The following is a 14,750-nucleotide window of genomic DNA, read 5'->3' as shown; positions in this document are numbered from 1 at the left end:
AGAATAGAGACAGCACATGACCAATAATCCACCCAGCAGTTTCAACAACATGTTTATTATCGCCATGTTTGAACTGCGCAAATTTTTATTTAATACCCGCGGGATCATCGCCTTGGTCGCCTTTGGTTTAGTTTGGGGTGTACTTCTGCTTTACCCCATTCAAAGTGCATCGGCCATGTTATTGCAGCCCAATGTAAAAGATATCATCGACAGCTTATTTGGTGCCAATACCCTCAATGTGCTCTTTGAGTGGCCCGTGGCCGAAATGGCAGTGTTTTGGTGTTTTGCGCTGTATTTGTTTCCACTGTTCAGTATTCTTATCGCCGCCGATCAGTTCTCATCGGATAAAACCCGCGGCACGCTGCGCTTTTTAACCATACGCACTAGCCGTGACAGCTTATTGTTCGGCCGTTTTCTCGGCCAAATTCTGATCCAAGGTTTACTGATCCTATTAACGATTATCGCCACTGTCGCCCTCGCGCTCAGCCGCGACAGCCAACTGATTTTATCTGCGTTAACGTCTGGCGCCTTAGTGGGCCTTAACCTCATCATAGTGATCTTGCCCTACACGGCTGTGATGACTTTATTGTCCCTGTATGCGCGCACGGCACGCCAAGCTATGGTGTTTGCCACCATTTTATGGACGGTGATTTCCATCACTATCGTGGTGTTAGCGAATCAATCTAGCCTACTAGCACAACTCCAGTGGGTATTACCCGGTGCTCAACTGTCGGACATGCTCAATACCAATGGACTCAATAGCTTAGTCTATGCCCCTATTCCACTGTTACAAACCGCTGTGGCCCTCTTGCTCGGCAGAATTTATATGCAAAGGAGCTCGCTATGAGTCTGATCCAATGCCAAGGGCTGTCGAAGCTTTACGGCAGCAAAAAGGCGCTGAATGATGTGAGTTTCAGTCTTGAAGCGGGTGCCCCCATCGCCCTTGTCGGTCCCAATGGCGCGGGTAAAACCACGCTTTTTAGCCTGTTATGCGGCTATTTATCACCCAGCTCTGGAACCATAACCCTACTCGGTGAAGCCCCCAATAGCCCTAAACTCTTAGGCAAGATTGCCGCTTTACCCCAAGATGCAGTGCTCGATCCCAACTTGACGATTGTCAGCCAGTTAATATTTTTCGCTCGCCTGCAGGGCATGAACCTAGAGCAAGCAAAGCAAGAGGCACTGCGCGTGTTGGCCTTGGTCGATCTAATTGATGTTGCCGAGCAAAAACCGCCTAGCCTTAGCCACGGTATGAGTAAACGTGTATCGATTGCGCAGGCGCTGATTGGCTCGCCAGAATTAATATTATTAGATGAACCGACAGCGGGACTCGACCCTGCCAATGCAAAAAAAGTCCGTGAACTGGTTAAAGCCTTATCACCCACCACAACTTTTATGATCAGCTCCCATAATCTCGATGAGCTCGAAAAGCTGTGCGATCAAGTGTTGTATTTAGATAAAGGCCAACTGAGTCAAGCGGTGTCAATGCATGCGTCGACCGACAGCGATTACCTGACGTTAACCATGCAAAACTGTGACAGCGATGCATTCCAAGCGGAAGTGGCAAAACTGGCGGGAGTGGTGAACATCAGCTCAAAACAAAGCAATGTGTTTATTATCCAGCTAGACACAAATACAGAAAAAGCGCACAACAGTGATATTGAGATGCGCCTATTCGCCCTCTTCAATCAGCATCAATGGCAATACAAGATGCTGCTGAAAGGTCGCACTCTGGAAGAAACACTCTTTTCATAGGCAAGCGTTAAAAGGGATTTCTCATCACCCAACGGTTGAATAGTGTTCAATCCATAGCCTAAGCGCAATACGCCTTGCGCTTAGGCCTTTTAACTAAGGTTTTAAACTAAGGCTTTCAATAAGCCTTTAAATTAAGTCAGTCACTTCGCCCAGTAAAATCAGCCCACCACTCAATCCGACAAACTTGTACTTACTTTAGCAACACACAATCACCAAAAGCTTCACAAGCCTGTCAATAAAACACCAATCAACCGCGCTGAGCTTGCTATGGCTTTCAATCTCGGGACGAGCTTGTTATAACTCCCCTTCGATTGAACCTAAGCTGACTTCAGAGGTTTCTATGAACAAAGCACAACTTATCCAACGTATTGCCGCCGAGCTCAATGCATCGCAAGCGAGCACTAAACCTGTGGTTGAGCAGATACTGCAACAGATCCACGTCGCATTGAGCGAAGGCGAGAAAATTTTCCTGCCACAATTTGGCACCTTTGAACTCAGATACCATGTCGCTAAAACAGGGCGTAATCCACAAACGGGCGAAGCCATAGAAATCGACGGTTACAATCAGCCCAGCTTTAAAGCCTCAACCGCATTGAAGCAGCAAATCAATCGCTGATATCGCCTAAAACTCACCAGAACTTACCGTAATAAGGAAACAAAGCCCAATTCGTAACCTGATCGCTTGCAAAGAACGATCAATCACTGCGGACTTGGGCGTGAATTATTTAGAGGCTGTTTTCGTGTGTATCAATGGTTTTTCAGACTTTTAGCCCGCCGAAGGGAAACGGCTTATTTCCGCAGTTCTTAAGCCCGAAATTATGCTAAAACGGCTACAAACAACTTTAATGATAACGTAAAAAGAGGCAAAGAATACCTTGACAAAAACAGTATTTAATTAACTAAAGAATATTTCTCAGAGTAAATTCAAATCACCATAACTACGTGAGTTTTATTGTAGATTTTATCCCCAAATTAGTTACTTATATTACCAATCTAAAAAGCCATAATGATGCAAATCTGAGATGAATCACCAATGATTCTGTACAAAAATAATCCTACTGTATATTAATCCCTAGAAAATATTTAAATTATATTTAGGTAAATAATACTTTGAGTGTAATTTTTTTGTGATCGGCTAGGTAGTTTTAATCAATGCCTTAAGGAATAATGACGGCCATATCTAAGTGCGACATTTTTCTGTGACTCGAGTTACATTCAATTTTTTGACACCTATGTCCAACTCACTAATTCAGTATTCTTCACAAATAAATTAAGAGTACACCCTTTTTAATAAGGAAAAGCTAATGCAAATAATGGTTATGACTGAGGGATTTTTAGTTACGGTCGCCACCCTATGTTACTACCCAGTAAAACTCGGATTAGTCGCAATGGTACTCTACGTGGTTTTACTGGCCGGTAATCTACTCCGAGAATATCTAAATCGTAGGCAAGGTGAACACCCTCTGATTGAAACTTTCCGTCATAAATTAGGCCATGTCATCCAAGACACTCAACAAAAATATTTAGATCTAGAACTCGAAAAATTAATACAACAAACAGAACATTTAGCAAATACGAATATTGAACGTCTTCGTTTTATCGTACGTGCCGCACCAGGGATTGGACTGATGGGAACACTTATTCCTATGGGAATAGCGCTCGCTGCCCTTGCACAGGGGAATATGCCTGAAATGGCCGGAATGATGGTTAACGCATTTAATTCTGCCATTGTTGGATTAGGAACAGGCGTCATTGCTTTTGCGCTAGCGTTAGTCAAAGAACGCTGGATAAATAACGACAAGAATGAAATACGTTACCTTGCAGAACTAGCATCGATCGACCACACATCAATTTGTTCACAAACGCCCCTCACTTCAAATCCAATCAACGAAACGCATGCAATAGAGGGCTCACTATGAGTCTGAAATTTATGCGAAAGAACATGTTAACTTCACACCGTGAAGATATAGACCCCTTAGCAGGTATCGCTAACTTATTTGATGCCAGTATTGTTGTGATTGTCAGCATGATGATCGCACTCTTTACCACTTTTAATTTACTTGGGCTAATGGATGAAAAATCCCAAGTCACTATTACGACTAAAAATGCCCAAGGAGAAATGCAAATTGTCAGCAAACAAGGGGCTGAGATAAAAGTACAAAAAGTAACCAAAACGGAGTTGAGTGGTGAAGGTGTAAGGCTAGGTACAGCCTTTCAATTAGATGATGGCCGAGTGGTATATGTTCCAGACTAAATTTCATAGAACGTCATTCACCTTATTCCTTTGTGTATTTTTGCTATCAGTCACTCACCTTGCATGGGGTAAAACAACGCGTGTCAGTTTATTGCTGGGTGATAGTTCACTACGACAATCCACCTCAGTTGTAAAAGATATTTACTCAGAATTTGATGTAATGACGGATACTGATATTCGTATTTACTCGAGTACTAAGTTAAGCGAGCAAGATTTAAGTCATCTTCGCCAGTCAGATTTAATTATCATACAAACGATTGGAAGAAATCTAATAAACCATGTGCAACTCGATCTACAACAGGCTATGAAAAATGGTGCCAAAGTATATGCGTTTGGCTCTAGTATTAATGAAACCGATAAAAATGCTGGAATTATTGAGGATCCCCAAATCCAGCAGTATTTTGTTAATGCTGGAGCAAATAATATCCGTAATGGATTGCTTTACGCACTTAACCAAATAGGGATTAATCTGCCCTATCAGCCACCTGAAACTGTACCTGAAATAGGTTTATATCATGCAGGAACGGGGACTGTTTATGCTGATTTTGATCGTTTTAAGCAAGATTATCATCAATACAAACCTGGTAAACCTTGGATTGGATTCGTGGTTTATCAAAGTAATATTATTGCAGGCAGTACATCCCATATTGATGCAGTAATTAACGCTCTGGAGAGTCGGGACCTAAACGTGATGACGGTATTTGGTTATCCTGCACAGGTTCCCATCGAGCGCTATTTTTTCGACGACCAAGGCCATTCAAGGGTAGAAGTCATTATTGCTGCAAGCATAAAAATTGGCGTCACTCCAGAGATACTGACACCATTATTTGAACGCCTCAATGTTCCAGTGATTAATGCCATTTCATTGTTTTCAACATCAATCGAGGACTGGGAGGCTTCATCGGTTGGGATGGATATTACCGAACGCTCTTGGCAATTAGCCATGCCAGAAATGGCGGGGTTAATACAACCTACCGTATATGCTGCTAAACAGATGATACAAGATCCTCAATCTGGCATGACTTATATAGAAGAGCAGCCCATACCAGAACGCGTTGCCATGTTGGCAAACAGAGTCAAACGATGGGTAACCTTGCGTCAAAAACCTAATTCAGAAAAGCGCATTTTTCTGCAGTATTTTAATTTTCCTCCTGGACGAGACAATGTTGGCGCCGCATACCTTAATGTGTTGCCGCAAAGCATTTGGCAAGTGGTTAAACGCCTCGAGCAAGAAGGATATAACATCCAAAACCTTCCTAAGGAGCCTTCACTATTACGCCAAGATATTCTCAAATATGGTGCCAATATCCCCAGTTGGGAGCAATCACAAATTGATACTCTCGCCGTCTCAGGCGAGCCCGTACTTTTACCAATATCGACCTATCAACAGTGGTTTTTAGCATTGCCACAGTCAGCACAGGAAATGGTGACAAATACTTGGGGAAGTCCAGAAGAAAGTAACGCTATGACCTATAAAGACAGTGCAGGAATTGCATACTTTGTTTTACCTGTACGCCGCTATGGTAATGTCCTACTTGGACCACAGCCCTCCAGAGGAAAAACTGAAAATCCTGAAAAACTCTATCACGACCTAAAATTTCCACCATCACATCAATATATTGCGTTTTACCTTTGGCTCCACAAAGTCTTTAAAGCTGATGCGATGTTCCAATTTGGCACACACGGCACCCATGAGTGGCTGCCAGGCCGAGAGGCTGGTATGAATATCACAGATGCACCTGAATATCTCATTCGAGATCTGCCAAACTTTTATAGTTTTATCATGGATAATGCAGGAGAAGGTACAATTGCAATGCGTCGTGGTATGGGCATTATGATCACCCATTTAACCCCACCCATGGATCGCACCTCCTTAAACCCTGAACTACAAACCCTGAAAGGACTGATCGAAAGTTACCAGCGCGCGCGGCAACAAAACCCACAATTAGCAGAATCACAGATTAAAGAAATTGAGCTACAGGCAGAAAAACTCGGGATTTTACAAGATTTGGGTAAAGCCCCCACTGCAATTGATGCAAAGGCATCAACTTTAATCACTCAGGATAATGAGTCATCCCATCAACTCATTGAGGATATTCATCATTATCTTGAAGAAATTTCAGACCGTATTAATCCGATGGGACTGCACAGCTTTGGTGTCTCTCCAACTGCTGACCAAATCCAAAAAACAGCGCAAGCGATTCTATCAATTGAACCCACTTTAGATAAACAGCAGTACAAACAACGCATAGAACAATTATCTTCAGCCATTTCAGCTAGCGCTAAACAAGAACTCGATGCTCTTATTGCTGGTTTTTCAGGCCAGTACATTCCAGCAGGCGTAGGGGGGGATCCACTGCGTAATCCAGATGCGTTACCCACTGGACACAATTTTTACTCCTTTGACCCACGCCGAATTCCAGCTAAATCAACCTATGAAATAGGTAAAAAGCTCGCAAATCAGCTCATTGAGGACTATCGACAACGCCATAACGAATACCCTAAAAAGTTAACCTTTACCCTTTGGGGCGTTGAAACTATGCGTAATGAAGGAGTTCAAGAAGCGCAGATCATGTATTTGCTCGGCATACGCCCTAGCTACGATGAAAGAGGTATAGTGCGTGGCGTTGAAGCCATACCGCGTGAAGAATTAGGCAGACCTCGAATTGATGTCACTGTGATCCCATCCGGATTACATCGGGATCTCTTTGCTAATGTGGTTACCCTACTAGATCAAGCATTTACTCTTGCCCAAGCACAGGATGAGCAGGATAACCAACTACGTATCAATACGATAAAAACACAAGCTATGCTTGAAGCCAAAGGAGTTGAAACCACCTTAGCCACCAGAATGGCCGCGGTTAGGCTATTTTCCGTTCCCTCTGGAGCCTATGGCACAAACTTGGAAAGCGCGATAGATCGTTCTGATACTTGGGATAACGAGCAGACGCTGACAGAGATGTACTTTAATCGAATGAGCCATCTCTATGGACAAGGCTTTTGGGGAGAATCTGGAGATACGGCTGAAACAGGTAAATCCTCCCAAGTTGGGCAAATGCTACTCAAAAATGCCTTATCGGGAACCGCCATCACTGTTCATGCTCGCTCAAGTCATGTATTTCAAGTCCTTGATGGTGATGATCCCTTTGCATCCTTTGGTGGTGTATCCATGGCCGTCAGAGCCGTAGATGGCACAAGTCCAGAGGTGATGATAAGTAACCTTGCTGATCCAAATCAAGCCCAACAAGAAACCCTAGAACGATTTATGGGACGCGAATTACGCTCTCGCTACCTTAATCCTGAATGGATAAAAGCAATGCAAACAGAGGGCTATGCTGGCGCTAAGTTCATTAATAGTGTGATTCAGAATATGTGGGGATGGCAGGTCACAGTGCCAGAAGCTGTCGATGCAAGTAAATGGAATGATATGTACCAAACCTATGTACAGGATCGCTATCAATTAGACATGGAAGAGTTTTTCCGTGAATCTGAAAATTTAGGGGCATACAAAATGATGATGTCCCGCATGCTTGAAGCCGTTCGAAAAGGTTATTGGCAAGCCGATGCTGAAACCGTTAAAGATCTGAGTGAGCGCATCACCAAGCTGGCAGAAGAACAAGGTGTTCTTTGTGATAGCCAAGGATGTGAAGATCCCATTTTAGAAAAACTGATCCAGGCAAAATTAGTGTCAGCCCCTAAATTAACGCCACAGCCAATGATGCCTGCGCCACCAATGCAGTCAAGCAAAGCATCACCTGAAGCGCTCAAAAAGCCGAATGAGGCAACAAAAGCCATCCAAGGATATGCAATCGAAGAAGTCAATTTGACGCATCCAACTGAACAGCAAAGTACCTCAGTTTGGCTACATTGGCTTAGCTACCTGTTGTTGTGCTTAGCCTTTATCTTTGGTTTCAACCGATACCCTAAAATAATGACCCCTTAAAAATTATAATATTTCAAGGAGATATTAATGTATCAAGGCCACATAGCTCATATTCCTTATCCTTTAACTGTACTAGCACTCTTTCTTGCTTCTGCGGGTATACAAGCACAAGCATCAACCCCAAAAGAGACCGATGAAATGGAGATCATCGTAGTTTCAGCAACACGTACTGCACAGGATATTAAATCCTCCCCTTCCGCCATCAATGTGATCACGGAAGAAGATATCCAAGGAATGACACTCTTTACCATTGATGAAGCCTTAGGAAAAACCGCAGGTGTAATGGACCGACGTACTAAAGGATTTATGGAAACCACTCCGTCACTCACGATACGGGGATTAAGTAATGCACGGGATACATTAGTGTTAGTCGATGGTGTTCCCCAAAATGATTCCCGCAATGGGCAAGTCAACTGGACGATGATCGACAGTGAAAATGTGCAGCAAATTGAAGTTGTACGCGGACCATTTTCTAGCCTTTATGGAGGCAACGCCATAGGCGGTGTCGTCAATATTTTTACCAAAGTCCCCGACGAAAACAGTTTTTCAATGAAGCTGGGGATAGGTGGTTCAGCTGATAGTATCGCCCCTGAAAATTTTCACGATCAAGCCTTACAAGGTACCTTAAAAATACTGGATTCCGTCGCATTAGGCGCAAACTACCGCAAGCGTGAAACCGATGGTTATCCAACGACCCACGTTAATGCTTCAGATGCTGTTATTGATAAACTTCCCGAAGGCGTTACAGGTTGGCTCCCCTACACAACCAACATCGGTGGAAAAAGTAATCTTATTGGTGATATGGGGGATAACTGGTTCAATGATGAAACCTACGGCCTTCGATTAACTTACACCCCATCAGATGATACTCGTCTAAACCTTAGCTACGCTAACTCAGACTCAGTATATGGTTATGATCAGCCCCATAGCCTACTACGCACCACCGAAGTCACAGAATCAGGCAAGGTCGATAGCATTCCAACCTATGGCAATATCCCCATGACTACTTGGCTAAATGGCGCATTGTTTGCTCGGGGGGGGAGTACAACACAAACTAATACAGGATTGAATTTGAGTACAAGCTGGGATCAAATCAATTTACACATCTCAGCTGGGCATATTAGTAAAGAGACTACGACAATTATTGCAGGACTCACAACCGCCAGTGCCGGACATGCACCTATGAATCCGGTCACCTTTGAGGGTGGAGATGGTCGGCTAGCACCTGCAACTGAAAGCACCAGAAAAAGCATTGATGTTCAGCTAGATATGCCCCTAGGCGATAACCATACACTAGTGCTCGGGGTTGCGACAAACGAAGGTGATGTCACTGAAGAGCGTTGGAGCTTAAGCAATTGGACAGACCCAACGTCCAAAGTATTTATGTCTGCGGACACCACAGCCAAAGACCAAATACGTTCTTTTTATATCCAAGATGCTTGGCAACTGAATAATGAGTTCACTGTCTATATCGGTGCCAGACAAGATTGGTGGGAAATGCGCGGTGGAGAATCTCACTCCTACACTCAAGCAGGTGGAACGGGCAGTATTACCTATGACAAGGTAACAGACTCCCCTATCAGTCCTAAAATATCAATGGTTTATAAACCCAGTACCGATACCAGTTACCGCGCCTCTCTAGGCAAAGCTTTTCGAGCGCCCAATTTGTACGAGTTTTTTGGTACCGCAAGTCTAGGAGGAAATATCTATGTCGGTAACCCTGATTTAAAACCAGAGACATTGGTGTCATGGGAGTTGGGTGTTGACCACAGTTTTCAAAATAATATCAATGCGATAGCGACGATTTACCGTTCCGAGATTAATGATCGAATTGCAACTCAAACGGTTGATGGTATCAGTATGCCTCAAAACGTCGCAGAGGCAGAAATTCAAGGAATCGAGTTAGAACTCAAAGGCACATGGCACTACGGTTTAGGTTGGTCAGCCAACTACACTTATACGGACAGTGAAGTCACCCAAGACCCCAATCTGAATGTTGTCGGTAAAGCACTCCCCCATACCCCAAAAAATATGTACAACTTGAACCTGAATTGGCGCCAAGGCAGTTGGTATATTACTGCAAATCATAGCTATCAAAGTAAGAGATTTACGAATGTAACCAATACTGATGTCGTGACTCATGTGCCAGGTTCAACAGACTCTTTTATGTTAACCGATGTAAAAACCACTTATTTTGTTTCCGACAACATCACAGCTTCATTAGGGATCAATAATTTATTCAATGAACAATACAACCAGTTTTATCTCAGTCCGGGACGTTTTTGGTTTGCAGAATTACGGCTAAGTTATTAGGCTTATCTTAATTTTCATACTGTTAGCAAAAGGTCAGGTATGACCTTTTGCTAAATACAACTCGCATAACACTAACAGCAACATGCCAAGCCACTCCCGTTAATGAGCTTCAGGGATAACCCGTTTTAGTAATGCTTCACAATGTAAAAAATTCGCGGCATTATCAGCCGAGGGATCCTCGAGAAATGGCACACAACCGAGGAAAGGTGCCGTCATCATCTCTTTAAGGCTCGTCAGATTCTCCTCAAACATACTCATATTCGGGTCGACACGATTAGCAACCCAGCCTGCAATCTTAAGCCCATCGGCCAATATCGCCTCTTGAGTCAGCAATGCATGATTTAAGCAGCCAAGTTTCATGCCAACCACGAGGATCACTGGCAGTTCTAATCTCTGTACGACTTCCGAAAGATACCTGCCATCACCTAAGGGTAAACGCCAGCCTCCCGCGCCCTCAATCAAGCAAAAATCCGCTTGAGCAAATGCCACTAAATCTAAACTTTCAATAATAGCTTCAGGCGCTAAACTCACGCCCACTTGGGCGGCGGCAATGTGCGGTGCAATCGCAGGTTCGAAGGAAAAAGGATTGATGAGTGGATAAACCAATTTTAACGATGATGACGTCATCAGCTGTAACGCATCGGCATTACGCAATCCTTCAGAGGTTTGCGCGCAGCCCGAGGCGATGGGCTTAACACCTAAAGTCAACATAGTGTTAGCCGCAAGAATACTCACAGCAGAGTCAGCATTGGCTATGAGCCCTAAACGATTCACAGCGGTTAATAATGCCGCCGAAACCAAAGTCTTACCGCTATCGGTATCTGTACCTGTTACAAAATACATATTAGATCCTTATCTGTTGCTATGAGTTGTGCTTTGTTAAGCCCACTCTCCATAAGCTAAATGTCCATATAGCTAACGATCTCTATACGTAATGTTAAAAATCCAACGTTTTCTAGATATTAGTGCTAATTGATAATGCCATGACTAAAGGCATAATATGTAAACTTTAAAATCTGCGCCGAGCCCGTATTTGAACTATCTGGTAAGTTAAAGGCAAACCTTGGGGTAAACGTAGCGATTCGGCTTTGGCCTGCATGGCCTGCCAATCTTGACGACCACGCAGCCGTGGAGTGAATTCTGAAGCACTCATTGTTGAACCTGAAACCCGAGTTGTTGAACTGGCGACATGTACAGAAGCCCCCACACCTTTAATTGAATAGAGTAGTGCCTTAAGAGTGTCAAAATACACTGTCATAGGGACGAGTTGCACTTCAAGTAATTCCCATGTATCGAGTTTAAATGCAGCCTTGAGTGCTTGCATCGTCAAAAAGTCATTCACTCTTAACCCTAATTCAGCTAATTGATTCAAACTCCCCTGCGCTACTAGGCTCAAATGACACTCGCCGTTAGGCTTAAGTACCCGCGCTATTTCGGCTACCGCAGCGGGAAAATCAGCACACCATTGCAGGGCTAGATTAGAGTAAATAACATCCATGCAGCCATTGGTAAAAGGTAAACACTGCGCATCGGCACATACGCCGTGATAATCGGGATAAGACTGTTTTAGCTTTTGTAGCATGCCAAGGGCAATATCCACGGCAAATACTGTTGTGGATGAATTTTGCGTTGAGAGATCCGCTGGTTGAGACACACTGTGGTACGCAGAAAAATCCGTCCCAGGGCCAGCCCCTATGTCTAACAGATAACCTGCTGCCAAAAACTCACTGAGTAAACTGGCAGCGCTCAGGCGTTGTAATTGATTATGATCTTGGTAACTATGGGCCGCTGCGGAAAAACGTTCAGCAATTTGAGTCCCGTGCACATTGGACACAGTCCCCGCGAGAACGCCCCCATAAGAAACGCCCGCATTAAGCTCACTCAGCTTAAGATCGCAAGCTATAAACTTGTTTGACTCATGAGCAGACGCACTACAGCTTGGATCACTAGACTTTATCAGGCTTGGCATTTTAACTAACACTCAACCATAAAAACTTAACATTCAATAAAATAACGCGATCTATAGGGTACATTTATCTGTACTCATCGGCAGATTCTCGTTCACTGAAAAGCGGAATACCAACACGACGGAGCACTTGGGCTAATTGCTCAACACAAGCAGCGATATCTTCAGCGGTATGGGTCGCCGCTAAGGTAATGCGTAACCGCGCCGACCCTACAGGCACCGTCGGCGGGCGAATCGCCCCAACCCAAATGCCCGCGGCTCTTAACGCTTCGGCGACTTGCAGGGTTTGCTGCGCATCGCCAATGATCAACGGCTGAATTGCGGTATCCGAACCTAAAAGGGGCACGGCAGCATCGAGGCATAACTGTTTGAATAGCGAAATATTCTCAAGCAGTTTCTGCTGTAACTCAGGATGTGCAGTGCAGTACCGAGTCGCGGCCAACGCTAATGCGGCATTGGCGGGCGATAAGGCGGTCGAATAAATATATTCGCGGGCATTACTGACCAAAAAGTCGATCAGCGCCTGACTCCCCAAAACCGCTGCGCCTTGGCAACCTAATGCCTTACCAAAGGTCACTACTTGCACATCGATAAGCTTGGCGGCTTTATCTCTTGCATCACTATTTTGATAGCCATCGAGCACCGCAAAACCATGGGCATCATCAACAATCAACCAAGTATTCTGTTGACGACAAAGCGCCGATAACTGCACGATCGGCGCACAATCCCCGTCCATGCTAAACACGCTTTCTGTGATTAACGCCGATACGTGATTTCGAGTCAGAAGCCGCTCAGCGCTCTCAAGCGAATTGTGTAAAAAACGTTTAAGCTGCGCACCGCTGTCCTGCAAACCATCGATAATTGAGGCGTGCACAAGTTTATCGGCAATCACAGTATCTTGCTGATCAAACAAGGTTTTCATTAACGCCGTATTGGCACTAAAGCCCGAGCAGAATAGTAATCCCGCTTCATGCCCCGTTAAGGCGCAGAGTTCACGTTCAAGTGTGACATGCGCATCACTGTACCCTGTCACTAAGGGCGATGCGCCGCTACCCACACCGTAGGTCTGCGCGCCAAGGTGCAGCGCTTCAACCAACTCAGGAACGCGGGATAAGCCTAAATAATCATTACTGCTAAAATTAACATAGGATCGCCCTTCGAACACAAAGCGCGGGCTCGAAGTGGGTGCGTTAACATCAAAGCTGTGATCAACACTCAGCATTTTACGTTGCCGTAATAAACCTTGCTCACGTAAGGCTTGCTGACGGGCGGCAATTTTCATCTCGAGCAGAGAACTCATCGATTTAGCCTCAAGAATGATTGTCTTAAAAATGCTGCTTGAAAAATGGAGTGCGGCCAATAAAGCTATCGGCCGCAATCAAAATAGGCTGCAGCCAACAAGGTTTACAGGCTATTCGACCTGTTTGTCGGACAACATGCGCTCAGCAGTATTACAAAGCAGCCGCGTCATAGAATTGTGCCGATGACTTATCTTGATAGGCCGCCGCTTTGGCTAAAACAGCACTTTCTTCTTCCAGTTTTGCCGCTGCGCCCTGCTCGGGACGTAAGCCTAAACGTCGAAATAGCCCCATATCATCGCTTTCTTCTGGGTTTGGTGTGGTCAGCAATTTACAACCATAGAAAATCGAGTTAGCGCCAGCAAAGAAACACATGGCCTGCAGCTCATCACTCATATTTTCGCGGCCTGCCGATAACCGCACGCGGGAAAGCGGCATTAAGATACGCGCTACGGCGATAGTACGCACAAATTCGAGTGGGTCGAGGTCGTCAAGCTTCTCAAACGGCGTGCCCGCCACTTTAACTAACATATTGATCGGCACTGAATCAGGATGCTGCGGTAAATTAGCCAGCTGTTGTAGTAAGCCTGCACGATCCGTCGCCTTTTCACCCATGCCAACAATCCCGCCCGAGCACACTTTCATGCCAGAAGCGCGCACATGTGTCAGTGTATCTAAACGATTTTGATAGGTACGTGTCGTGATCACATCGCCGTAATATTCAGGCGAAGTATCTAAATTATGGTTGTAATAATCTAAGCCAGCACTGGCTAAATCATTCGCTTGATCTTCAGAAAGCATGCCAAGCGTCATACAGGTTTCCATACCTAAGGCTTTAACTTCTTGCACCATTTGTTTAAGGTACGGCATGTCTTTTTCTTTTGGATTACGCCAAGCTGCGCCCATACAGAAACGAGAAGCCCCCGCGGCCTTAGCGCTGCGCGCTTCGGTCAGCACAGTTTCCATTGCCAGCAAACGCTCTTTTTCTAGACCTGTGTCATAACGGGCGCTCTGTGGGCAATATTTACAATCCTCAGGGCAAGCACCGGTTTTAATCGATAACAAGCGGCTAATTTGCACTTCATTAGGATCGTACACTTCACGGTGAATGCTGTGGGCTTTAAATAACAAATCATTCATCGGCAGCGCAAATAAGGCTTCGATTTCTTCCCGCTTCCAATCATGACGAACTTGCAACTGCGACATTGAACACCCTTTTTA

General features: G+C 44.7%; 11 protein-coding genes. 7 read left to right on the top strand and 4 right to left on the bottom strand.

The annotated features are described in order from the left end of the window. Positions 1-16: 16 nt before the first annotated feature. From L5M49_RS00355 to L5M49_RS00325, 7 genes are all read left to right on the top strand, one after another. Positions 17-847, top strand: a complete 831-nt coding sequence (locus tag L5M49_RS00355) for an ABC transporter permease subunit (protein ID WP_263138239.1) — start codon at positions 17-19, stop codon at positions 845-847. Then, positions 844-1,755 (top strand): ABC transporter ATP-binding protein, encoded by a 912-nt coding sequence (locus L5M49_RS00350; protein WP_263265237.1) that lies wholly within the window; start codon positions 844-846, stop codon positions 1,753-1,755. Before L5M49_RS00355 ends, L5M49_RS00350 begins: the two co-directional genes overlap by 4 nt. 340 nt (positions 1,756-2,095) lie before the next feature. Continuing rightward, positions 2,096-2,371, top strand: coding sequence for an HU family DNA-binding protein (locus tag L5M49_RS00345; RefSeq protein WP_006086318.1), 276 nt, complete (start codon positions 2,096-2,098; stop codon positions 2,369-2,371). Between the two features lie 688 nt (positions 2,372-3,059). After that, positions 3,060-3,674, top strand: a complete 615-nt coding sequence (locus L5M49_RS00340; protein WP_263138238.1) for a MotA/TolQ/ExbB proton channel family protein — start codon at positions 3,060-3,062, stop codon at positions 3,672-3,674. After that, the gene (locus L5M49_RS00335; protein ID WP_263138237.1) at positions 3,671-4,009 is read left to right on the top strand and encodes a DUF2149 domain-containing protein; all 339 of its coding nucleotides are present in this window, start codon (positions 3,671-3,673) and stop codon (positions 4,007-4,009) included. Before L5M49_RS00340 ends, L5M49_RS00335 begins: the two co-directional genes overlap by 4 nt. After that, positions 3,996-7,952, top strand: a complete 3,957-nt coding sequence (locus L5M49_RS00330) for a cobaltochelatase subunit CobN (RefSeq protein WP_263265236.1) — start codon at positions 3,996-3,998, stop codon at positions 7,950-7,952. Before L5M49_RS00335 ends, L5M49_RS00330 begins: the two co-directional genes overlap by 14 nt. A 27-nt stretch (positions 7,953-7,979) precedes the next feature. Then, positions 7,980-10,265 carry a TonB-dependent receptor gene (locus L5M49_RS00325; RefSeq protein WP_263138235.1) on the top strand — a complete coding sequence of 762 codons (2,286 nt, stop codon included), beginning with the start codon at positions 7,980-7,982 and terminating at the stop codon, positions 10,263-10,265. Between the two features lie 99 nt (positions 10,266-10,364). On the opposite strand, the gene bioD is transcribed toward L5M49_RS00325, so the two are convergent. The 4 genes from bioD to bioB all read right to left on the bottom strand — a co-directional run bounded on the left by bioD (position 10,365) and on the right by bioB (position 14,735). Then, complete coding sequence (bioD, locus tag L5M49_RS00320; protein WP_263265235.1) at positions 10,365-11,108, bottom strand: dethiobiotin synthase; 744 nt, start codon at positions 11,106-11,108, stop codon at positions 10,365-10,367. A gap of 166 nt (positions 11,109-11,274) precedes the next feature. Next, positions 11,275-12,234 carry a methyltransferase domain-containing protein gene (locus L5M49_RS00315; protein WP_263265234.1) on the bottom strand — a complete coding sequence of 320 codons (960 nt, stop codon included), beginning with the start codon at positions 12,232-12,234 and terminating at the stop codon, positions 11,275-11,277. 64 nt (positions 12,235-12,298) lie between these two features. Further along, complete coding sequence (locus L5M49_RS00310) at positions 12,299-13,531, bottom strand: aminotransferase class I/II-fold pyridoxal phosphate-dependent enzyme (protein WP_263265233.1); 1,233 nt, start codon at positions 13,529-13,531, stop codon at positions 12,299-12,301. A 151-nt stretch (positions 13,532-13,682) separates the two neighbouring features. Beyond that, positions 13,683-14,735 carry a biotin synthase BioB gene (gene bioB, locus L5M49_RS00305; RefSeq protein ID WP_212599785.1) on the bottom strand — a complete coding sequence of 351 codons (1,053 nt, stop codon included), beginning with the start codon at positions 14,733-14,735 and terminating at the stop codon, positions 13,683-13,685. Positions 14,736-14,750 lie beyond the last annotated feature (15 nt).

This window comes from Shewanella sp. SM74 (assembly GCF_025653725.1).
Classification (GTDB): domain Bacteria; phylum Pseudomonadota; class Gammaproteobacteria; order Enterobacterales; family Shewanellaceae; genus Shewanella; species Shewanella oncorhynchi.
The sequence above is the reverse complement of the archived record's forward strand: the minus strand, read 5'-3'. Positions and strand labels throughout refer to the sequence as shown.